We start from the raw sequence: 19,759 nt of genomic DNA on the forward strand, positions 1-19,759 counted from the left end.
TGAAGGGATGGAGGGGACACTGCGGCCATGTCGGATCTTGTCGACACCCGGGTCTCCACCGATGAGCAGAGCACCCAGCGCCAGACGCACCTGCTCGCCGAGGCCGGGCTGACCACCGGCGCCGAGGGTGTCCGGCTGTTCAGCGACCCGGCTAACCTCCTCCAAAACCCCCGCGCTCACGCGCGACGGCTTCCAACAGCTGGCGCGCTACGCGCGGCCGGGCGACACGCTCACCGTCTCCGAGCTCTACCGGCTGTGCGCGACCTCGCCGACATCCTCGCCGTCCGGGGCTGGTGCCAGCAGCACGGCGTGAAGCTGCGCGTGCTGTCCGGGGCGCTGTCGGGCATCACCGACCTGGCCGCGAGCGACGCGACCACCACCATGCTCGTCAAGGTCCTGGTCTCGGTCGGGCAGTTCCAGCGCGACCTGCAGAACGAACTCACCCGCGAAGGCCTCGCCGCCGCATGGGCCACGGGCGCCAAGTCTGGCCGCCGACCGCAGGTCGCGAAGCTCGGCGCCGTCGACGAGGTGCGGCAGGCATTCCGGACCGGGGCGAGCATCGCGGCGCTGGCCCGCGAGCTCCACGTGAGCCGGGGCGCGATCCGCACCGCCGTCGCCGACCTGCTTCCCGGTCAGCCGGAGCGGCCCGCGGCCACCGCCGTGATCGCACCGCAGGCCGTGCGCATGGAGATCCCGGGCAAGATCGCGCGCCACTTCCACGACCACGACGAGCTGGGCGACACCGAACAGCGGGCCCTGCGGCAGGGACGCACAGTGCGGCGCGGCCAGGGCTACAGCCTGCACGTCACGGCAACGCACCAGGTCCACCAGGCACTGCTCGCAGCCGCGGCCACGCTCAACGAAGAGGGTGCGTCGTCGGCGGACCGCAAGGCGTACCGGATCTACCTGGACAGGCTGACCACCGTGTCGGCGACCGGGATCAACTAAGCGGTGGGTCGCCGAACTAGAGCCGGAACCTCAGGTGTGCACACGAGTTCGGACATCCGTGCAGTCCACTTCGGACATCGACAGCCGTCACGCCGCCCTCTCATTCGCCCTACCGGATATTGGGTCTCACTCGGCGCCAAGTCCGGCCGGGGTCAGTTTTGGCGAGTCGGGCGGACGGTGATGTCGCCGATCTCGACGTCGTCGGGTTGCTCGATGGCGAAGGCCACGGCGCGCGCCACGGCGTCGGGCTCGATGCCGAGCATCTGCAGCTGGCGCCGCGCCTGTTCCCGGACCTCGGGGTCGTCGATGTAGTCGGCAAGCCCGGTGCTCACGACGCCGGGCGAGATGGAGGTCGTGCGCAGGACGCCATCGGTGGACTCCTGGCGCAGCGCCTCCATCAGCGTGCGGACCGCGTTTTTGGTGCCGGCATAGACCGCCTGGGTCGGGACGATTTTCAGGCCCGAGGTTGACACGATGGTCACGAAGTGGCCGCGCCCCTGGCGGCGGAACACCGGCAGCGCGGCCGCGATCCCATGTAGCACGCCGCGCACGTTGACGTCGATCATCGCGTCCCAGTCGTCGACGTCGAGCTCAGTCATGGAAGCGGTCCTGGCGATCCCGGCGTTACCCACGAGGACGTCGAGGCGGTCGAACCGCTCGACTGCCGTGGCGACCAACCGCTCGAGGTCCGCGCGCCGGGTGACATCCGTGGGCACTACCTCCGCGCGGCCGTCCGAGGCGCGGATTCGTTCGGCCAACGCGGTGAGCCGGTCGGTTCGCCGGGCGCCGAGAACCACCGCTGCGCCCCGTGCGGCGAGTTCCAGCGCGGTCGCCTCGCCAATGCCGCTGCTCGCTCCGGTGATGGCGACGACTTTGCCGCTGACTCCACTCATCGACGTGCCTCCTGCTCTAAGCTGACAATTGTCCGGGGCTGTACGGGGTCAGACGGTCTTGGTGGTGAAGGGGCCGTTGTTCGCGAACACGAGCTTGGCGAAGTTCTCGCCGATGCGGCGGTGTCCTTCGGGGCTGGGGTGGATCGCGTCCGGCAGCGGGAACTTGGCGTGGTCGCTCTCGCCGTAGAGGTCGAGTCCGTCAAGGTAGTGGAGGTTCGGGTCCTCGGTAGCTCGCTGCTTGACGATGTCGGCGAGTACCTCACGAATGATCGTGAGCGTCAGCCGTCCGGCGGCGGTTTCGGCCGGATCGCCGGTGGCCTTGAACTGGAGGGTTCCGCTTTCGAGATCCGGCATCAGGGGGCCAGGGGTGTTTTCGTGGGTCGGGCACAGGACCGGCGACACGAGGAGCAGGGGTGTCGTCGGGTGGCCCTCGCGGATGGTGTCGAGGAAGCCGTGGATGGCGGGGGCGAAGGCGCGCAGGCGCATGGCGTCGCTGTTGACGACGTTGATGCCGAGCTTGACGCTGATCAGGTCGGCGGGGGTGTCGCGCATCGCACGCGCGGTGAACGGGTCCACCAGTGCGCTGCCGCCGAACCCGAGGTTGATCAGTTCCACGCCGCCCGCGGCCGCGGCCAGGGCGGGCCAGATTGTGCTCGGGAAGACGGCGTTCGAGCCGTGGCTGATGGAGCTGCCGTGGTGCAGCCACACCCGGCGTCCGTTGTCCGAGGCCGGCTCGACGGGGGCGTCGGTGTGCAGGGCGATCACCTCGGTGATCTCCGCGTGCGGAAGCCAGATCTCGATGTTCTTCTCGCCCTCGGGGAGGTCGGTGAAGTGGGCGGTGCCCGCCGGTCCCTCGGTGAACTCCGCGGTCTGGGTCTGCATGTCGGTGATCGTGCTGAGGTTTCCGCCGTCCACGGTGGCCTGGGCGGTGAGCCGGCCGTCGACCAGGAGGTCGTACACGCCGTCCGGCGGAGGCGGGAAGCCCAGGTAGACCCGCTTGGTGGGTAGCGTGTCCAGTTCGATGGTGGTGGCGCGGGTGCGGAAAGCCAGTCGGACGCCGGAGGGCTGGGCCTCGGCAACGGCCAGCCGGTCGTCGGGGATCTGGCGGCGCGCCCAGGCGGGCAGGCGGTGCGGCAGCAGACCGTGCGCGGTTTCTTCCACCTCGAGGTGCCCGCGCAGGAAGTCGGCGGTGATGGGGGTGGTGATCCAGTTCTGATCGGTGCTCATTGCCTCAAGCCTTTGGTTCTGGGTGGGTGGGGGAATCGGGTCAGTATGCGGGGACCGTTCGAAGGGTGCGTGCCGCTGGTCAGGGGGTGGCCCGGTTCCGCAATGCGGCGTCGAGGGAGTCCAGGGTCCACACCCAGGATTCCTGTGAGGCGACGTCCGTGTGGCTGAAGCCACCGGCTGCCTCCAGGTTGGCGTAACCGTGGAAGACGCTGCCGAGCATGCGGACCGCGTGCGTCTGGTCCGGCTCCGTGAGGTTGTAGCCGCGCAAAATCGCCCGTGTCATCTGCGCGTGCCGGACGCCGGCACTGGCTGCGGCCGTCTGCGGGTCGAGCCTGAACCGGGCTGCTTCGTACCGGCCGGGGTGCGCGCGGGCGTAGTCCCGGTAGGCGTTCGCGAAGGCCATCAGGGCGTCTTTGCCCGCACGTCCGGCCACGGCATAGGCGACCTGGTCGGCGAGTTCCTCGAGTGCAAGCAGCGCGATCCGGGTTTTGAGCTCCTGGGAGTTCTTCAGGTGTGAGTACAGGCTCGCAACCTTCACGTCGAAGCGCCGGGCGAGCGCGGACAGAGTCACCTGGTCGAACCCGGCTTCATCGGCAAGTTCCGCACCGGCGAGCGTCAGCCGCTCCGGGCTCAGTCCTGCCCGAACCACAACCATCACCTACTATCGATTTCCCAACATGAAGTATGCGTCTACCTAAACGCTGTAGGCAAATCGATGGACCGCTTCAGGGGAGAGCCGTGAAGCGGATCACGCGCGCCTGGCACCGCCGCACCTACCGGGACAGTCCCCCGATAAGCCCCCGGGCCAAGCACTGGACATCACCCGTCGGGGCGTTCCTCGTCCGGGGCGTGCCGATGCTGACGCTGATCCACTCGTCGGAGATGTGCGGCCGGTGATGGGCAGGCCGAACGTCTCAGCCATGCGGATGAACATCTCGGTGTTGAAAGCGCGCGCGGCGGACTGGTGGGCGTAGCCGTCGCGTTCGAGTCTTTCCCAGGTCTGCCCGGCTTCGAAGCCGCGGGTGAACTCGGGGTCGTCGCTGTCGAAGGCGAGGCGCAGCCGGTGTTCTGAAGGCACCCATTCCTGGGAGTTGGCGCATGGCCCAATGGACCGGCAGGCTGCTGGTGCGCGACGGTACGACGAGCCTTGCGAGGTCCTGCTCAGCGCGGTCGTTCAAGGCCGGTGGAAGATAGCCCCACCATGCGTCGGCAGGGACTTGCGCTGGGTCAAGGTCGCCAGAGCTTGAAGAGTTGCGGGGCTGGCAAGAAACGCTCGAGAGAGATCCAATGTTGCAGAGTCTCAGTTGAAACAGTCCGTGTCTTGCCTCAGAGTCGCTCCGCCCGGAGGGGCGATGTCGCCGCCGTCGGAATGGTGCTCCGCATCGAGGAGCGACGCTCCCAGATCCTCACCGACCTTTCCCGGGCGGCAACCAGCCGACGTCGACGCCGAGTCGCATGAGTTGGTGAACTTCGAGAAGCGGCTGCGGGACCGTGAGCAGCAGGCGCTAGCCCAAGCTCCGATCTCGTTGCCGCGCTCGGCTTCGGCGTTCGGGTCGAACTCGCCGCGTTCGATCCGGCGGGCCATGTTCATGTCTGATGCCGTGGTCACGACCATCTGGTAGATGGCCGTCAGCATGCGGTCGATGCGGAGGTAGTCGACCTCGCCGCCGCGCTCGTACGGCACGGATTCGTACCAGCCGAACGTGGGCCGCAACTCCACCTCGTGGCCCTCAATCGGGCGCGGGAACTCGACGCGCACCAGGACATCACCGGCCTCCACCCGGCCCGTCGCCGCCCCGTAGAACTTCACCACCGGCTCGGGCGTGATGCCGACGGGCCCGAGGTCGAACGCCGCGAACTCGACCACGTTGAGCAGCCGGTGCTTGTCGATGTTGGAAAGTTGCTGGAGCATCGCCAGCGGGTGCAGCCGGGTCGGCCGGTGCCTTGAACGGCTGGGCGCGCTCGATGGCGTCCATGGTGGGCTTGGCGTACCAGCCCTCCTGGTCAATTGGTGATGCGAGCTGGCGGCGGCTGATCGTGTAAGTCGACGTTGCTGTACGGGTTGCTGTACAGCACTCCTCCGCGGGCCCACGACCCCTTCGATGCGAAGCAAATCCGGTGAGTCGATCTAAGTCGGGCTGAGTCGAACAGGGACGCCCTCACCTGCATGAACGCCCAGAGGAAGTCGCTATGAGTCCAAGAGCATCGCAACGTACTGGCTCCCTGATTTGGCTCCCCTTCAGGAGGCTCTTCTCGCGCATAATCCGCCGAAGTGAACGGACGGTCCCGAGTGAGAGCCGCTGTACCACGTACTGAGCTGCAACCATCCTCGTCGAACCTTCGAGCTGAGCCGTCCTCCGCCCCCCTGACCACTTGCGAGAGTCTCCTCGGTAGGGATCACTCACCGACATTGGTGTCCGGCCATCAGCGGATTTCGGTGATCTGTCATGAGTTCAGCCCTGGAACTCGTTGACGCCGAGAGCAAAGTCCCAATGGCCGAGCCCGTTACCGGCAAGGCCCATCGTGACCACACCCATACCTTCCAGCCAGTGCGCCATCTTCAAACCGCCGACGTCCAGAGGGCGCAAGCCGAGGCTCTCGACGAACGTCGCAAATCTCGCCTTGGCCTGCGCGTCGTCGCCGGCGAAGAACACGTTGGGCCGCCCGTTCTCCAGGACGCCACGGAAGATGGTGTTGAATGCCTTCACCACGCTCGCGCCGGCCGGCGCCACCTTGGCGACCTCCTGCGCGACCGAGGTCTGCTCACTGTGGGCCAGCCCGTCGAACGTAGCGTTGAACGGATTGCTGATGTCGACGATCGTCTTGCCTGCGAGGGCATCCCCGTACGCGGCGACCACCGGCACGACAGCTCCGTACAACAGGGAAGTGATGACGATGTCCCCGGCCGGGACGGCGCCCCACCTACCCGTCGTCGTACCGCCGCCCAGAACCTTGGCCAGGGCATCGGCCTTGGACTGATCGCGGCCCATGACCTCGACCGTGTTGCCGCCCGCCACCGCGAGCGTGCCGATCGTACGGGCCATGTTGCCGGTGCCAATGAAGGTGATGGTGCTCATGAGACTGTCCTCTTCCTGTTCCCAAGGTCTCGCGTGTGAGTCAGATGGCGGTGACGCCGCCGTCGGCGACCAGTTCCAGTCCGTTGACGTATCGGGAGTCGTCGGAGGCGAGGAACAGGGCGATGGTGGCGATTTCCTCGGGGTTGCCCATCTTTCCGCGCGGGATGAGCGACTCGAATGCGGCCTTGGTTTCCTCGTCGAACAGTTCTTCCTGTTTGGCGGTGGCGACCTGGCCAGGGGTCAGGACGTTGACGCGGATCTTGCGGTCGCGCAGCTCGTTGAGCCAGACGCGGGCCCAGGCCTGCTGGACGGCTTTGCTTCCCGCGTAGAGGCTCCAGCCGGGGAAGGCACCGAGTGAGGCGTTCGATCCGGTCATGAAGATCGAGCCGTGGTCGTTGATCAGCGGCAGCGCCTTCTGCACGGTGAACAGCGTGCCGCGCGCGTTGAGCGAGAACGCGCGATCGAACTGCTCCTCGGTGATCTCGCCGAGAACGGCAGCCTCGCCCATCCCGGCACTCGCCCACAGCACGTCGATCGAGCCCTTTTCCCGTTTGACGGTGTCGAACAGGCGGTCCAGATCGTCGAGCTCGGACGCGTCGCCCTGGACGGCGGTGACGTTGCGACCGATCAGCTTGACGGCGTCGTCGAGTGCTTCCTGCCGCCGGGCCTGAATGAAGACGTAAGCGCCTTCCTCGACGAACAGTTTGGCACCGGCCAGCGCCATCCCGGCGGATCCACCAGTGATCACCGCTACCTTGCCATCGAGCTTTCCCATGATCACTCCGTTGAGTTAGCGGGTCTATTAAGTACACCGATCTGTTTACGTAACGTACCTGACGGTCGGCGCCGCTGCAAGCTATGTACACCGGTCGGTACCGAACGGCTTATGCTTGGGACATGACGGAGTTCGAGAAGGGCCCTCGGGGCCAGCGCCGCGGCCGTGGCGCACGCGAGCGCATCGTCAGCGCGTCACAGCAGCTCTTCCGCGATCAAGGCATCAACCGCACCGGCATGAACGAGGTCTGCGCCGCGGCCCAGGTGTCCAAGCGGACGGCCTACCAGCATTTCGCCAGCAAGGACGAACTGGTCGCCGAATACCTGCGCCGGTTCGATCCCGACGTCATGCCAGGAGTGTTCGACCGCGCCGACCTCTCGCCGCGAGAACGACTTCTCGCCGCCTTCGCCATGCCCGCGTCCACGCCCCTCTGCCCCTACATCGCGGCGGCCGTGGAACTCCACGACCCCGAGCACCCCGCCTCCCAGTACGCACGCGACTACAAGACCGCCATCGCCGCGCGACTCACCGAAACCGCCCGCGAAGCCGGCGCCCGCAATCCCGAACAACTCGGCGAACAACTAGCGCTGCTCATCGACGGCGCCGCCGCCCGCACCCGAGTCCTCAACCACGATTCCTTCCCCACCGCCGCCGCCATCGCCGCCGTGCTCATCGACAACGCCATCCCGGCTGCGCCTTCCGAGCAGTCCAGCGATGACCGCAGAGCTCCGGGGTCCGCCCCCGTTCCGATCGGTGGTTGATGACGACCCGCTCACGCTTCGTCACCTGATCGCGACCACGACGGCTGCCGCCGACTCCTCGTCATCTACCGCGGCATCGCTTCGATGACCGATTCCGGAGACGCGCGATGCCGCGGCGTTCCGGCGCGGCCGTGAGCAACTGGATCAGAACGTCGCCGTCCGCTCCGCCGATGTCGGCGACGAGCCGGCCCTCCGGAAGGTGGGTACTCGACGGCATCCGGTTCAGATTTGTTCCGGTGAGCGTCGACCGACCGGCGTTGCCGAACCTGAGCGTCCCAGTCTTGCCGGAATGAATCGGCGCATGCCCTATGGGGCAGACGCGACCCGTACCTTCTCCTCCTCGAAGCGGCCATCGCGACCTTCCATCAACGCTAGAGATCACGGCTGTTACGTGAAAACGAAGCCCCCCGAAGCGTTTCGCCGGGGTCTGGTTCTCCTAGTCGGCTAGGTCAACCGGTTCACGCCGCCTGCGATTACCGCCTTGCCGAGGCCAATGCCGCTCGGATGGCCTCCTCCCCTGCCGACCTGCCCTGCTCATCGGACACCGGACCGTACGGAGTCCCCCACACCGGCGTGCCCGTCGCCTGCCGCCAACTGTTCGGCCAGCGGTCCCGAGTCCACCACGCCGTACCCGACGGACTCGATGAAGCCGGTCACCACCGCCTTCGCCGGCGCGGAGTCTCCGGCGATCGGCAGATACGAACGGCCGGCCTCCCCTGCCGGACGGGCAAGCGACAGCAGGTGCTTGTAATAGATGTTGTTGAACGCTTTCACGATCATGGCGCCAGGGATGTACCGCAGCAGCAGCTCACTCGAGGTCAGGGACGTGCCGTCGAGCTCCGGGATATGCCCGTCACGCTCGGCGCCGTAGTTGCAAGTGTCGATCACCGCTTTCCCGGCCAGCGGCGCGGCCGGAAGGTGAGCGAAGGCCTTGACCGGTACCGTGACCACCACGATCTCACCGGCCGCCGCAGCCTCCGCGCTGGTTGCCGCGGACGCCAGCGGCCCCAGTGCGGCGACCATGTCAGCAAGCGTCTCCGGGCCGCGCGAATTGCTGAGCACGACCTTGTGCCCAGCTTCGAGGGCGAGCCGCGCGAGGGCGCCGCTTCCCAGGAATCCCACAGTGGTCACGATCTCAGCCTCTTTCGATCCGAGACCCTGCCGTCAGCCGGCGGGGAAGTAATGGCCGTTGTCCAGGTCGTCAAGCAGTCGCGGCTGAACCGGTTCCCACCCGAGGACCTGACGGGTGATGGCGTTGGACGCCGGGTAGCTGCGCGTGACGATGTTGGCGAGGAACCCGAAGTATCCCGGCAACACCAGTTCGTCCATGGGAATACTCAGGGCAGGCAGGCCCAGGCGGCTGCCGATCGCCTCGGAGATTTCCCGGAACGCGACGCCCTCATCCGCTACCGCGTGCCAATACCGGCCCGCCGACCCCTTCTCCAGTGCCAACCGGAACAAGGAGGCGGCATCACGGATGTGCACGGCGTTCCACAGGTTCGCGCCGTCCCCGGGGTAGCCGGCGAAACCTCTCTCCTTCGCCAGAGCGATCAGCTGTACGAGGAAACCGCGACTGTCTGTGGTGCTGTGCGCGATGTTCGCGATCCGCACGACCGACGACCGCACTCCTCGTTCGGCGAGCCCGATCACGGCCGACTCCACGACATTACGAGCATGCAGAGTGCCTTTGTGCTCGTCGCGGACGGGCAGGGCCAGGTCCTCCTCGGTGGCCGGCCGGCCCAGGTCCTGCTGCCCGGGCGAGCCGATGCTGCCGGCCACGACCAGCGGTTTTCCGGTTCCCTCCAGCGCCTCGCCGTAGGCGAGCATGATGGGGACCTCCGCGGCGGCCACGGCATCGATTCCACCGGAGAAGAGCAGGTCCTGTCGATGCGCGACATGGATGACGCCGTCGAACTCCGCGGCCGTCTCCCGGAGCCCGGTGAGATCCTCGAGGTCGCCTCGACGCACCTTGGCGCCGAGCGCGGACAGCGCCGCTGCCGCCCCGTCCGACCGGGCCAGGCCGGTGACCTCGTGACCGGCGGCGACGAGCTCGGGGACGATGTGGGAACCGGAGTGGCCGGTTCCACCAGTAACAAGAACGCGCATGATATGGCTCTCCGTGGGTGAAGAAGTGTGAGTGTGATCGGTTCAGTGGAGAGTGCTGATGCCGAGGGTGAAGTCGAAGGTCCCGACACCGTTTCGGGCGAGGCTGATCATCAGCAGGCCCAGCCCTTCCAGCCAGTGCGCCATCTCCAGGCCTCCGGCATCCAGCGGGCGCAACCCCAGGCTTTCGATGAACGCCGAGACGGTTGCCTTGGCTTGAGCGTCGCCGCCGGCGAACAACACGTCCAGCGAGCGGCCCGGAACCAGCGTGTGCCCGAAGACGGTGTTGAACGCCTTCACGACGTGTGCGCTCGCCGGGGCGGCGTCGGCGATCGCCTGTGCGGCGGACGCGCCGTCAGCGGTGACCAGCCCGGTGGCGTCGGCGTTGACCGGGTTCGTGAGGTCGATGATGACCTTGCCGGCCAGCGCGTCACCGTACTGGGTGACCACGGGCACGGCACTGGCGTTCGGGACCGCGAGGATGACGATGTCGCCGGCTGGGGCGGTGCCGAACTTTACGGCCGTAGCGCCGCCGCCGAGCGCCGCGGCCATCTCCTTGGCCTTGGAGATGTCGCGGCCGATGATTTCGACGTCGTTGCCGCCCGCGACCACGCGGGCGCCCAGGGCGCGGGCCATGCCGCCCACGCCGACAATGCTGATGCCGCTCATGAGTCATGCCTTTCTGAAGCTGCGAAGGTCGTCAACGAACAAGTCATCGGCGCCTCGGGAAGCGCGCTGTTCGGCGCTCGACCCGAACGTGCCACCGGCCGATCTCGGTGTCCAAGACCTCTTGTGGCGGTGGCGATAACCTGAAGGCATCACCAGACGGGGAGGCCTGATGGATCTGGATTTACGCAAGCTGCGCTACTTCGTCGCGGTCGCTGAGAGGTTGCACTTCGGCCGCGCCGCCGACGACCTGCACATCGCGCAGCCGGCCCTCAGCCGCCAGATCCGCGCGCTCGAGCATGACCTCGGCGCCCCTCTGTTCGTCAGGGACAGCCACGGCGTGACGCTGACCGACGCAGGCCAGCAGTTGCTGGACGACGCCGGCCCGCTACTGGCCGCCGCGCAGGGGGTCCGCCGCCGGGTGAGCGTTGCCGCGCGCGGCACCCGGCGGCTGACGGTTGGTTTCCGGGCCGGTGTCGCCGTCACACCAGCGGTACGGGCGTTCGAGACCCGGCATCCGGATGTGATCGTCGACGTACAGCGCATCGAGGGGGATGAACAGGCCGCGATGCTGCTCGACGGCCGCATCGACGTGGGCTACGTACGGCTGCCGATCGACGAGGCTGGCCTGCGCGTCACCCCGCTGTACGCCGAGCCGCGGGTGGCGGTGCTGCCCGCCGACCACCGGTTTGCCGCCAAGGAACAGATCACCGAGGCCGACCTGGCCGGCGAACCGCTGGTCTGGAACGCCGACCCGAGCACGCAGCCCACGAGGCGCCCGCACCCGAACGCCGGATACCAGGTGCGCGGGGTGGACGAGACGCTCGAGCACGTCGCAGCCGGCCGCGGTATCTCGTTTCTGGCCCGTTCAGCGACCGTGTTCTACTCCCATCCGGACGTCAGCTACGTGCCCATCCCGGACCTGTCCGCCGAACAGGTGTGCCTCGCCGTGCCGGCGGCACGCACCTCGCCTCTGGTCGACGACTTCGTCGCCGCGGCTCGGGCGACCGCCGAGATCACAGAGGAATGCGGCAACTACGAAATGTGGCAGCTCGGAGGCGAATCCGCCGCCACGAACGGTTGATTGATCCGGCCGGCCACAACAGCGCCAACCGAGGGCCGCGCTCACCGCGATGCCGAACACCACGCGTTCGATCGTTGCAGCGCCCGATCGGTGAACCGCAACACCGCACGACGGCGCGACCCGCCCGGCCAACATGCAGCCGAATGCACGATCACTGCTCTTGAATCCGTAAATGCTTGGCTCTAGGAGTACGTCCGCCGTGTTGTTCCAGATCAAGCTGGCCTTCGAGGGTGTCGTTGATCGACTCGATGAGCTGACGGACCTTCTTGAGCATCGGCTCGCCGGCCTGCAGGATCCCCTTATAGCGGAGGTCAGTCGTGTTCTACGGTCTGGCATGGTGGCGTGCAGACCCAGCAGCGGCGGCCCTTGCGGCAATTGCGCTTGTAGAGTCGGGGGAATTCGGCGAATGAACCCGTATCGCGACACGGGGCGCGTTCGGATGACTGATCGGGGCGGGGCTCTTTGCTGCGCTCTGTAATGCCCTACGCGCCTACCTGAGCCCTGACGCGTACTGGCCCAGGATTGCGGAGCCGCTGAGGCAGCGAACGGCCGCCAGAGGCGCCCTCACGTGGCCAGGCGTTGATGTCATCTGGTGATATGTGGGTGCAAGATCCTAGCCAGATGGTGAAACACGATGAAGTGCACGATGGCTCGGATGGGTTTTCAACAGCGCAGTCTTTCCGCTTACAGCTGCTCGGCGGGCCGTGCCTCCGCTTGCTGCCGGCCGACGCTGACCAGTCCGGTCTCGTAGGCGACGATGACCCCCTCCCGGGTGGCGCTGGCCCACGACAAGCGCTACATACTCTTACGCTGGCATCCTCGAGAGGCGGCAGCAGACCGTCAAGCCGCCGCCTGGATTCGGTCGTGCCGTCACGGTCATCGCGTGGGCTCTCGCGATTGAAGCGACGATGGAAAGACCCAGGCCGGAGCTGTCGGCGCTCAGCGTGCGGTCGGGTGTCATACGGCGGAAGGGCTCGAACAGCTCGGGAATACGATGGGCCGGGACCTCGGGGCCGGTATTGGACACGACCAGCCCGCCATCCGGCGTCACACGCACGTCGACGCTTCCGCCGGGCACGTTGTGCCGGACCGCGTTGTCGACCAGGTTGGTCACCAACTGGGTCAGCAGTACGGCATCCCCGGTCACCGTGGTGGGCTGGGACTGCATCTTGACACTGGGGAAGCCGGCGACAACGTCCGCGACGACCCGGTCGAACCGCACCGGCTCGACCTCGTCTAGGCCGTGCTCGCTGCGCGCCAGCTCCAGGAGCCCGTTGATCAGCCGCTCGGTGCGCCGGTTGGCCTGCAGCAGTTCCGCTCGAAAGCGCTCGATCCGCTCAGCGGTGGGGTCGGCCAGGCCGATCTCGATGGCCGCCCGCTGAATGGCGAGCGGCGTCCGCAGCTCATGCGAGGCGTTCGCGACGAACCTGCTCTGTGCGGTCACCGCGCGTTCGAGTCTGTCGAGCATGGCGTCGAAGGTGTCGGCCAACTCTTTCAACTCGTCCTTCGGGCCCTTGAGCGCGATCCGTTCGTCCAGGTTCGTGACTGACAACTGCCGGGCGGTCGCCGTGATCCGCGCCAGCGGCCGGAGAGTGCGCCCGGCCAGCCACCACCCGGCCCAGATCGAGACCGCGACCAGCACCACCCCCACCACCAGTGTGATGATCGAAATGCCGGTGACGGTCGTCTGCCGCACGATGACGGTCTTGCCCTCAGGGGCCAGACGGACGGTGCCCGCCTCGAACTTCGTCTGGCTCACCACGGCGTACGTGACGAAGACGTTGACGGCGACCAGCACGGCTATGGACGTGGCGATGAGCAGGACGCTGTAGAGCGCGGCGAGCCGGACCCTGAGCGTCATGGCAGGCGGTATCCGCTGCCGGCGACCGTCTCGATGACCGGAGGGTCGCCTAGTTTGGCGCGCAGCTTGCTCATGGTGACCCGGACGACCCCGCTGAACGGGTCGGTGTGCTCGTCCCAGGCCCGTTCCAGCAGTTCCTCCGCGCTCACGATCGCGCCGTCCGCGCGCATGAGGACCTCCAGTACGGCGAACTCCTTGCGTGACAGCGCCAGATAGCGGCCGTCCCGGAACGCCTGCATGCGCGGCGTGTCGAGGACGATGTCCCTGTGGGTCAGCAGTGGCGGGACGGGCGTCTGGCTGCGGCGTCCGAGGGCCTGGACACGTGCCACGAGTTCCGCGTAGTCGAACGGCTTGGGCAAGTAGTCGTCGGCACCGAGGCCGAGCCCGGCGACCCGGTCGCGGACCGACGCCGCCGCCGTCAGCATCAAGATCCTTGTACGGGCGCCCGCCTGCGCGAGGTCACGGCAGATGGCATCGCCATGCCTGCCCGGCAGATCGCGGTCGAGCACGAGCACGTCGTAGTCGTTGACGCTGAGCCGTTCGGCCGCGGCTGTGCCGTCGTAAGCAATGTCGACCGCCATCGCGTACCTGCGCAGTCCCTCGGCGACCAGGTCGGCGAGAGCCTTCTCGTCTTCGGCCACAAGCACCCGCATGACCCAAGTCATACCCGGTCAGGGGTTTCCCTGGCGTTAACGAACGCGGAGACGGCCGCGAAACGTCTCCTCCGCGATGGTCTCCCGCATGAAGAGATTCATTTTCGCCCTGGCGTTCCTGGTCGCGGGATGCGGCGCCATCCCCGGCCTCGGCGCCGACGACAACAGGCACGACCAGCTCGTCAAGTATGCCCAGTGCTTGCGCCAGCAGGGAATCAACGTCGCCGACCCGCCCCCGGGCGAGGACTCCTTCAAGCTCGACGGCCGTGGCGTACCCAAGGACAAGCTCGAAGCCGCGCTGAAGACCTGCAAGAAATACCGCCCACAGCAGCGCCAGCCCACCGCGGAGGACCTCGAAAGGATGCGCAAGTCGGCCGCCTGCCTGCGCAGGAACGGCGTTGACGCGTCCGACCCGACGGCCGCCGACCCGGGGATCAGGGTCGGCTCACCCCCGCCCGGCAAGGACCTCGACGCGATCATGGCCGCCTGCGAGAAAGAGGCGGGCCAGTGAGATGGCTGGTCGCCACGGCCCTCGTGGTGACCGCGTGCGGTCCGACGCAGGCGGCCGCTCCGTCGTTTCCCACGGCACCCGTCGTCCGTACGGACCTGGTCAGCAGGACCAACGTGGACGGCACGCTCGGATACGCCGCCGGCAGAACCCTGGTCGGCGGCTCAGGGATCGTGACGTGGCTGCCCACGGATGGCCGGATCATCAGGCGCGGCCAGCGGGTCTACGCGGCCGACGGGCACCCCGTTCCGCTCATTTACGGGCAGACCCCGCTGTGGCGAACGCTGTCGGTTGGAGTGCGGGGTCCGGATGTGCGGGTGGTCGAGCGGAATCTTGCCACCTTGGGCTATTCGCTGGTCGTGGATGACCGGTTCACCTGGGCGACGGCAAAGGCCGTCAAGGCTTGGCAGCGCCACCTCGGCCGGCCCCAGACCGGCACGCTCACCCCGTCCGAGGCCGTCGTCGAACCCGGCCCGATCAGAGTCGCCTCCCGTACCGCACGGCTCGGCGGACCCGCATCGGGGCCGCTGCTCACCGTCACCGGCACGACCCGCCAAGTCGTCGTCGACATTCCCGTAGACCAGCAGCAACTCGCGGTCAAAGGCGGAACGGCCACCATCACGCTCCCCGGCGGAAAGACCACGACCGGGCACGTCACCACCATCGGCACCGTTGCGAAGGCGGCATCCGCCGGCCAGACCGGGCAGGGCACCGAGACGGCCACCATCGCCGTCACGATCACCCTCGACCACCCCAAGGCCCCGGGACGTCTCGTCGCAGCACCTGTCACCGTCGGGTTCGCCGGCACCGTGCACAAGGGCGTGCTCGCCGTACCCATCGAGGCCCTGCTCGGGCAGGCGGACGGCATGTTCGCGGTCCAGGTGGCGGGAAAGCTTGTCCCGGTCGAGCTCGGACTGTTCGCAGGCGGGCTCGTCGAGGTCACCGGGGTGGCCGAGGGCACGCGGGTCGAGGTGCCCAAACCGTGAACGTGATCGAGCTGGAGCGCGCCTCCAAGACGTACCCGGGCGGGTTGCAGGCCCTGCGTGAGGTGACGCTGACGATCGGCCAGGGAGAGTTGGTGGCCGTCTGCGGGCCGTCCGGGTCGGGCAAGTCGACCATGCTGCACCTCATGGGGACGCTCGACCGGCCGAGCGAGGGCCGCGTCAGGCTGCTGGGCCATGACATGGTCACTCTGTCCGACCGGCGGCTGTCGGCGGTGCGAGCGCATTGGATCGGGTTCGTCTTCCAGCAGTTCTTCCTCACCCCTCACCTGACGGCTGTGGACAACGTGGCCGCCCGCCTGCTCTACCTGGGCGTCCCCGCCCGTCGCCGGGCCGCGGCCGCGCGTGAGGCGCTCGAACGCGTCGGGCTCGGCAATCGGCTCACCCATCGCCCTCACGAGTTGTCGGGCGGCGAACGCCAGCGGGTGGCCATCGCCCGCGCCCTGGTCGCACGACCGGTGGTGCTGTTCGCCGACGAGCCCACCGGCAACCTCGACACGGCCTCCGGCGCGGGCATCTTCGACATCCTGTGGAAACTGCACGAGGAGGGCACCACCGTCGTGGTCATCACCCACAACACCGACCTGGCCGAGGCCGTCCCACGCCGCGTGGACCTCTTGGACGGGAGGCTCCAGTGATTCCCGCACCGGCCCGGCTGAGCGCATGGGACCTGGTCGCCGTCGGGCTGGCCGGGCTGCGGGCACGCCGGGGCAGGGCCGTGCTGTCGGCCCTCGGAGTGGCCATTGGGATCGCGTCGATGGTCGCCGTACTGGGGATCAGCGCGGTCAGTGGTGCCGGACTGCAGGAGCAACTCGCCCGGGTCGGGACGAACGTGCTGACCGTGGGGCCGGGGCATTCAATCCTCGGGAGTGAGGCATCGCTGCCGCTCGAATCGGTGGCCCGCGTCTCCCACATCCCTGGTGTGGTCGGAGCCACCGCCATCGGGTACGTGAACGGGGCGACCGCCCGCCGTACCGACCTGATCGACCCGGCGATCACGAACGGAGTCGGAGTCGCCGCCGCGAGGCTAGACCTCCTTGCGACGCTGAAGGGTACGGTCAGGTCGGGCACGTTCCTCAACGCCGCCACCGCCCGCTACCCGGCCGTCGTCCTGGGTACGTATGCCGCCGACCGGTTCGGGATCGACCGGCCCGGACGGCAGATCTTCGTCGCAGGCCGGTGGATGACGGTCATCGGCATACTCGACCCGCTTCCGCTCGCCCCCGACCTCGACGCCGCCGCGCTCGTCGGCTGGCCGTACGCGGAAAGGGAACTCGGCTTCGACGGCCACCCCACCACCGTGTACGAACGGTCGACCGACGACCGCGTCACCACGATCGCAAAGGCACTCGCCGCGACCGCCAACCCGGAGCATCCCGACCAAGTTCAGGTCAGCCGCCCGTCCGACGCTCTCACCGCGGAACTGGCCGCGCGCGCCGCGTTCAACGGCCTTTTCCTCGGACTCGGCGCGGTCGCCCTCCTCGTCGGCGGCATCGGCATAGCCAACGTCATGGTCATCTCGGTGCTGGAACGCCGCCAGGAGATCGGCCTGCGCCGCTCCCTCGGGGCGACGCGAGGGCAGATCCGTCTGCAATTCGTGGTCGAAGCGGTGGCCCTGTCCCTGTGCGGGGGCGTCACGGGGACCATCGTCGGCCTGGCCGCGAGCCTGCTCTTCGCTTTCGCCCAAGGCTGGCCTCTCGCCCTCCCCGCCCAGGTCATCACCCTCGGTGTCACCGCGGCCGTATTGGTCGGAGTCGTCTCCGGCCTCTACCCGGCTCGCCGCGCCGCCGCCCTCACTCCGACCGAAGCCTTGGCGACGAGATGAGGCGTCGTGACCCTGGGATCAGAGATTCCTTCCATCGGCTGTGGCCGAGTTCGATGCGGAGAGCGAGTTGAGAAGCGAGCCCTGGGCAACGGCGGGCTCGGCTGGGGATGCTCGCTTGGCCGAGGTGATCGGCGAGCTGGCTGATCTTCCCCACCGCTTTTGGCAATCCGTCCGACCCGGACACCTTCTCGTATTTGTTCTCCAAGCAGCGATCGTCCGGCGCAGTATGGCGAGTGCCGACTTTAGCGATCATGATCGCCTTTAGTGGGCTTGCCATGGCTTGCGCTAGTTCGCAGTGGATCAAGCACCGCAGCGCTAAGACGATCGAGCAGCTCATGGTCCGTTGAACTGGCACAGCGTAATGGCGAGCGGTCGGTGAGCGTGTCGAAGGCTGAACGGCCGCACAGCACTTTCACCCATGTGCGTTGTTGGCACCCGGACCTTCGAGGAAACGTGACCTTCGGACCGATGGAGCTGTTGCCGGCCGTGACGTGCACGGGTGTCTTCCAGGCGTCGCCACTGAGTGAAGACAACGACTCGGTCTTGTACGAATCCGTACTCGCCGTGGCATGGTTCCAGGCAGACATCTCGCTGCCGGTAGGTGAAGACGCACTGCCGGCATTCCGGGAGTTGGCATGGGAAGACTTGGCCGTGGATCAGATGCGTTGAGCCCAGCAGATCGGCTCCGCGCGGTCACTTGCGGTTGAAGTAATCAAGCCGCGCGGTGACCTGCGACAACGCCATGAACCACACGGATGACCTGCAACAACCGTCTCGGTGGTTCTCGGCATTTCACAGCTGCTCACGGTGTCATGTGCCCTGAGTGCCCTGCGGTCCACCCAGCCCCCGTGATTAACCACCGGTTTCGGGCCGTACGGGCACGCAACGAGGGTCTGTCCATGGCCGATCTCTCGGAGTATTGACCTCCACCGGCGCCTGGTCCGAAAGCCTCCGAACGAGGCTGGTCAGTCGCATCGTGGGCACCGTTGGAGACGCTGCCCTTAGGCAAGACTCATGAATGCGGCCTGCTCCCGAACCGTCGGCCTCCCGGTCTGACGATCAGGGCAGCGGTCCCGAAGCCGATCGCGCAGCCCGCGACCAGCAGGGAGACGGTCGGCCCGCCGGGGACGACCTGGTACACGATGGTCTGCAGAACCAGGTTGACGACGAACCCGAGGAGAGTGACACCCCCGGCTGGGCGGACTCTCGCCAACAGCAGGAGCAGCCAGGAAACGGCGCTGCCCCCTACGACGGCGATCAATGCCATGGGGACCACGCACTCCAGCCCCCCAGTAGGGCAGATCATGTGCGCGAGCCCTGTCTTCTCCGAGACGAATGCGACACCCCACGCCAAAAAAGGGAGCAAGGCTCCTACCGCACTGGCGGCAATGATTCTTAGCAGCGAGGCAGGGGAGAACCGACGGGACTGGTCGATTTCGCTCATGTGGCCTATTAGATGGCATTTTGGCAAGGTGCCCATGAGTACGCGTACTCAGTTCCGACGGCCCCGTCTACTCCCCCAGATGGGGTCGGCGAGGATCTCAACCTTCAGCCGGGCGCACCCGTTGATTTCCTGCGCCGGCGCGTTCAGAAGCAGATGCAGAACGGCAAGCTGTCCCCTCTCAAGACCAGGGCGTCGAGACGGACTCACCCGTGGATGATCCCGTGCTCGCGCGGAGCACAGCCCATATGCGGCAATTTGCCGTCGAAGCCATGGTCACCGCAACGCTGACGAAACAGCAGCGGAACAGCAGCCTCAAGTAGCCGCATAGGCGCAAGTCAGGGACTTAACAGCGGACGAGTCGGCCTGTAGGCCGGGTTCTGATCCCAGTAGTTCTCTGACCTGCGGCTAACCTCCGAACCAGGCCCTGACCTGGAATTTCATGTTCCAGCAGTTGCCAACAGTTTCTGGAATCTCTCGCGCTCCGGCGGAACAGAGACGGAACGGGGCCGCAACCCCGGACGGGTGGGCCGGTCGACAATCGCGCCTGGCGACGTGGGATGAGAGATGGGACATTTGGGCGGTGAGCGTGGACGAGTTCAGGCGCCTTTGGGAGGCCACGAAAGGTAGGTACGTGCTGGTTCGCGTTGATGAGACATCAGGCGAGGAAGGGTTCGTGATCTACGATGTCCCTGATCGCTCTGTTGAGCTTGTCGATGACGACGAACTTCACGTTCAGGTCATTCGATGCATGCTTCAGGCTGGAGTTTCCGTCATGGATGACTTCCCGAAGTAAGTACAGGTTGCGCGACCGCAGCGGAAGTCACAGGAGCAGGAGCAAGCTCGAACTCTCGCCTGCCACAGCGGCACCGCCGTCACCGAAGCTGGCTCCCCTCTACCTCACCGGAAGCCGACATTCCATTTCATCCCTAGTGG

Annotated in this window: 22 protein-coding genes and 1 pseudogene; 10 read left to right on the forward strand and 13 right to left on the reverse strand. The window is 67.1% G+C overall.

Annotated elements, in window-relative coordinates; translation table 11 throughout:
* Positions 1 to 27 precede the first annotated feature (27 nt).
* Entirely contained in the window at positions 28 to 948 is a 921-nt protein-coding gene (locus Pph01_RS41875; RefSeq protein WP_204078835.1) for a recombinase family protein, read from the forward strand.
* A gap of 152 nt (positions 949 to 1,100) precedes the next feature.
* Here the strand turns inward: Pph01_RS41875 and Pph01_RS41880 are convergent, their stop codons facing one another.
* The 3 genes from Pph01_RS41880 to Pph01_RS41890 all read right to left on the reverse strand — a co-directional run bounded on the left by Pph01_RS41880 (position 1,101) and on the right by Pph01_RS41890 (position 3,717).
* Positions 1,101 to 1,841 carry an SDR family oxidoreductase gene (locus Pph01_RS41880; protein ID WP_204078836.1) on the reverse strand — a complete coding sequence of 247 codons (741 nt, stop codon included), beginning with the start codon at positions 1,839 to 1,841 and terminating at the stop codon, positions 1,101 to 1,103.
* 48 nt (positions 1,842 to 1,889) lie between these two features.
* Positions 1,890 to 3,068, reverse strand: coding sequence for a GDSL-type esterase/lipase family protein (locus Pph01_RS41885; protein ID WP_204078837.1), 1,179 nt, complete (start codon positions 3,066 to 3,068; stop codon positions 1,890 to 1,892).
* Between the two features lie 79 nt (positions 3,069 to 3,147).
* Entirely contained in the window at positions 3,148 to 3,717 is a 570-nt protein-coding gene (locus tag Pph01_RS41890; RefSeq protein WP_204078838.1) for a TetR/AcrR family transcriptional regulator, read from the reverse strand.
* Between the two features lie 89 nt (positions 3,718 to 3,806).
* On the opposite strand from Pph01_RS41890, the gene Pph01_RS41895 reads away from it, so the two are divergent.
* Complete coding sequence (locus Pph01_RS41895; RefSeq protein WP_204078839.1) at positions 3,807 to 3,965, forward strand: hypothetical protein; 159 nt, start codon at positions 3,807 to 3,809, stop codon at positions 3,963 to 3,965.
* A 403-nt stretch (positions 3,966 to 4,368) separates the two neighbouring features.
* On the opposite strand, the gene Pph01_RS41900 is transcribed toward Pph01_RS41895, so the two are convergent.
* The 3 genes from Pph01_RS41900 to Pph01_RS41910 form a co-directional block, all read right to left on the reverse strand.
* Entirely contained in the window at positions 4,369 to 4,980 is a 612-nt protein-coding gene (locus tag Pph01_RS41900) for a hypothetical protein (RefSeq protein ID WP_204078840.1), read from the reverse strand.
* Positions 4,981 to 5,521: 541 nt separating this feature from the next.
* Positions 5,522 to 6,145, reverse strand: a complete 624-nt coding sequence (locus Pph01_RS41905; protein ID WP_204078841.1) for an NADPH-dependent F420 reductase — start codon at positions 6,143 to 6,145, stop codon at positions 5,522 to 5,524.
* Between the two features lie 40 nt (positions 6,146 to 6,185).
* On the reverse strand, positions 6,186 to 6,920 hold the full coding sequence (locus Pph01_RS41910; RefSeq protein ID WP_204078842.1) for an SDR family NAD(P)-dependent oxidoreductase: 735 nt from the start codon (positions 6,918 to 6,920) through the stop codon (positions 6,186 to 6,188).
* Positions 6,921 to 7,042: 122 nt separating this feature from the next.
* On the opposite strand from Pph01_RS41910, the gene Pph01_RS41915 reads away from it, so the two are divergent.
* Positions 7,043 to 7,681 carry a TetR/AcrR family transcriptional regulator gene (locus tag Pph01_RS41915; RefSeq protein WP_203887068.1) on the forward strand — a complete coding sequence of 213 codons (639 nt, stop codon included), beginning with the start codon at positions 7,043 to 7,045 and terminating at the stop codon, positions 7,679 to 7,681.
* A gap of 534 nt (positions 7,682 to 8,215) precedes the next feature.
* Here the strand turns inward: Pph01_RS41915 and Pph01_RS41920 are convergent.
* Genes Pph01_RS41920 through Pph01_RS41930 form a run of 3 tightly spaced genes read right to left on the reverse strand, consistent with a single transcriptional unit; the run spans position 8,216 to position 10,453 of the window.
* On the reverse strand, positions 8,216 to 8,812 hold the full coding sequence (locus Pph01_RS41920) for an NADPH-dependent F420 reductase (protein ID WP_204078843.1): 597 nt from the start codon (positions 8,810 to 8,812) through the stop codon (positions 8,216 to 8,218).
* A 33-nt stretch (positions 8,813 to 8,845) separates the two neighbouring features.
* Complete coding sequence (locus tag Pph01_RS41925) at positions 8,846 to 9,787, reverse strand: SDR family oxidoreductase (RefSeq protein ID WP_204078844.1); 942 nt, start codon at positions 9,785 to 9,787, stop codon at positions 8,846 to 8,848.
* Positions 9,788 to 9,829: 42 nt separating this feature from the next.
* Positions 9,830 to 10,453, reverse strand: coding sequence for an NADPH-dependent F420 reductase (locus Pph01_RS41930; RefSeq protein WP_204078845.1), 624 nt, complete (start codon positions 10,451 to 10,453; stop codon positions 9,830 to 9,832).
* 169 nt (positions 10,454 to 10,622) lie between these two features.
* Here Pph01_RS41930 and Pph01_RS41935 point away from each other — a divergent pair, with 169 nt between their 5' ends.
* Positions 10,623 to 11,534: a LysR family transcriptional regulator gene (locus tag Pph01_RS41935; protein ID WP_204078846.1), complete on the forward strand. Its 912-nt coding sequence runs from the start codon at positions 10,623 to 10,625 to the stop codon at positions 11,532 to 11,534.
* Positions 11,535 to 11,688: 154 nt separating this feature from the next.
* Here the strand turns inward: Pph01_RS41935 and Pph01_RS43860 are convergent.
* The 3 genes and pseudogenes from Pph01_RS43860 to Pph01_RS41945 form a co-directional block, all read right to left on the reverse strand.
* Positions 11,689 to 11,817 (reverse strand): annotated as a pseudogene (locus Pph01_RS43860) (IS982 family transposase); the annotation flags it as partial.
* 522 nt (positions 11,818 to 12,339) lie between these two features.
* Positions 12,340 to 13,395, reverse strand: a complete 1,056-nt coding sequence (locus Pph01_RS41940) for a sensor histidine kinase (RefSeq protein ID WP_204078847.1) — start codon at positions 13,393 to 13,395, stop codon at positions 12,340 to 12,342.
* Positions 13,392 to 14,048, reverse strand: a complete 657-nt coding sequence (locus Pph01_RS41945) for a response regulator transcription factor (RefSeq protein ID WP_204078848.1) — start codon at positions 14,046 to 14,048, stop codon at positions 13,392 to 13,394. The genes Pph01_RS41940 and Pph01_RS41945 overlap by 4 nt, the downstream gene beginning before the upstream one ends.
* A gap of 88 nt (positions 14,049 to 14,136) precedes the next feature.
* Here Pph01_RS41945 and Pph01_RS41950 point away from each other — a divergent pair, with 88 nt between their 5' ends.
* The 5 genes from Pph01_RS41950 (at position 14,137) to Pph01_RS41970 (ending at position 18,051) form a co-directional block, all read left to right on the forward strand.
* On the forward strand, positions 14,137 to 14,559 hold the full coding sequence (locus tag Pph01_RS41950) for a hypothetical protein (protein WP_204078849.1): 423 nt from the start codon (positions 14,137 to 14,139) through the stop codon (positions 14,557 to 14,559).
* Positions 14,556 to 15,542: a peptidoglycan-binding protein gene (locus tag Pph01_RS41955; protein ID WP_204078850.1), complete on the forward strand. Its 987-nt coding sequence runs from the start codon at positions 14,556 to 14,558 to the stop codon at positions 15,540 to 15,542. The genes Pph01_RS41950 and Pph01_RS41955 overlap by 4 nt, the downstream gene beginning before the upstream one ends.
* Positions 15,539 to 16,195 (forward strand): ABC transporter ATP-binding protein, encoded by a 657-nt coding sequence (locus Pph01_RS41960; protein ID WP_204078851.1) that lies wholly within the window; start codon positions 15,539 to 15,541, stop codon positions 16,193 to 16,195. The genes Pph01_RS41955 and Pph01_RS41960 overlap by 4 nt, the downstream gene beginning before the upstream one ends.
* A complete protein-coding gene (locus tag Pph01_RS41965) occupies positions 16,192 to 17,382 on the forward strand; it encodes an ABC transporter permease (protein WP_239117413.1) in 1,191 nt (396 codons plus the stop codon). Before Pph01_RS41960 ends, Pph01_RS41965 begins: the two co-directional genes overlap by 4 nt.
* Before the next feature lie 468 nt (positions 17,383 to 17,850).
* Positions 17,851 to 18,051: a hypothetical protein gene (locus tag Pph01_RS41970; RefSeq protein ID WP_204078852.1), complete on the forward strand. Its 201-nt coding sequence runs from the start codon at positions 17,851 to 17,853 to the stop codon at positions 18,049 to 18,051.
* A 343-nt stretch (positions 18,052 to 18,394) separates the two neighbouring features.
* On the opposite strand, the gene Pph01_RS41975 is transcribed toward Pph01_RS41970, so the two are convergent.
* Positions 18,395 to 18,649 carry a hypothetical protein gene (locus tag Pph01_RS41975; RefSeq protein WP_204078853.1) on the reverse strand — a complete coding sequence of 85 codons (255 nt, stop codon included), beginning with the start codon at positions 18,647 to 18,649 and terminating at the stop codon, positions 18,395 to 18,397.
* Between the two features lie 757 nt (positions 18,650 to 19,406).
* Here Pph01_RS41975 and Pph01_RS41980 point away from each other — a divergent pair.
* Positions 19,407 to 19,619: a hypothetical protein gene (locus Pph01_RS41980; RefSeq protein ID WP_204078854.1), complete on the forward strand. Its 213-nt coding sequence runs from the start codon at positions 19,407 to 19,409 to the stop codon at positions 19,617 to 19,619.
* Positions 19,620 to 19,759: the final 140 nt, after the last annotated feature.

Source organism: Planotetraspora phitsanulokensis (assembly GCF_016863295.1).
GTDB lineage: Bacteria > Actinomycetota > Actinomycetes > Streptosporangiales > Streptosporangiaceae > Planotetraspora > Planotetraspora phitsanulokensis.

Bases quoted from the DNA above. Each gene is read 5' to 3' on its own strand.
- Pph01_RS41875 (WP_204078835.1), top strand. From the start codon at position 28: ATGTCGGATCTTGTCGACACCCGGGTCTCCACCGATGAGCAGAGCACC.
- Pph01_RS41880 (WP_204078836.1), bottom strand. From the start codon at position 1,841: ATGAGTGGAGTCAGCGGCAAAGTCGTCGCCATCACCGGAGCGAGCAGC.
- Pph01_RS41885 (WP_204078837.1), bottom strand. From the start codon at position 3,068: ATGAGCACCGATCAGAACTGGATCACCACCCCCATCACCGCCGACTTC.
- Pph01_RS41900 (WP_204078840.1), bottom strand. From the start codon at position 4,980: ATGCTCCAGCAACTTTCCAACATCGACAAGCACCGGCTGCTCAACGTG.
- Pph01_RS41905 (WP_204078841.1), bottom strand. From the start codon at position 6,145: ATGAGCACCATCACCTTCATTGGCACCGGCAACATGGCCCGTACGATC.
- Pph01_RS41910 (WP_204078842.1), bottom strand. From the start codon at position 6,920: ATGGGAAAGCTCGATGGCAAGGTAGCGGTGATCACTGGTGGATCCGCC.
- Pph01_RS41915 (WP_203887068.1), top strand. From the start codon at position 7,043: ATGACGGAGTTCGAGAAGGGCCCTCGGGGCCAGCGCCGCGGCCGTGGC.
- Pph01_RS41925 (WP_204078844.1), bottom strand. From the start codon at position 9,787: ATGCGCGTTCTTGTTACTGGTGGAACCGGCCACTCCGGTTCCCACATC.
- Pph01_RS41930 (WP_204078845.1), bottom strand. From the start codon at position 10,453: ATGAGCGGCATCAGCATTGTCGGCGTGGGCGGCATGGCCCGCGCCCTG.
- Pph01_RS41935 (WP_204078846.1), top strand. From the start codon at position 10,623: ATGGATCTGGATTTACGCAAGCTGCGCTACTTCGTCGCGGTCGCTGAG.
- Pph01_RS41940 (WP_204078847.1), bottom strand. From the start codon at position 13,395: ATGACGCTCAGGGTCCGGCTCGCCGCGCTCTACAGCGTCCTGCTCATC.
- Pph01_RS41945 (WP_204078848.1), bottom strand. From the start codon at position 14,048: ATGCGGGTGCTTGTGGCCGAAGACGAGAAGGCTCTCGCCGACCTGGTC.
- Pph01_RS41950 (WP_204078849.1), top strand. From the start codon at position 14,137: ATGAAGAGATTCATTTTCGCCCTGGCGTTCCTGGTCGCGGGATGCGGC.
- Pph01_RS41970 (WP_204078852.1), top strand. From the start codon at position 17,851: ATGGAGCTGTTGCCGGCCGTGACGTGCACGGGTGTCTTCCAGGCGTCG.
- Pph01_RS41975 (WP_204078853.1), bottom strand. From the start codon at position 18,649: ATGGCATTGATCGCCGTCGTAGGGGGCAGCGCCGTTTCCTGGCTGCTC.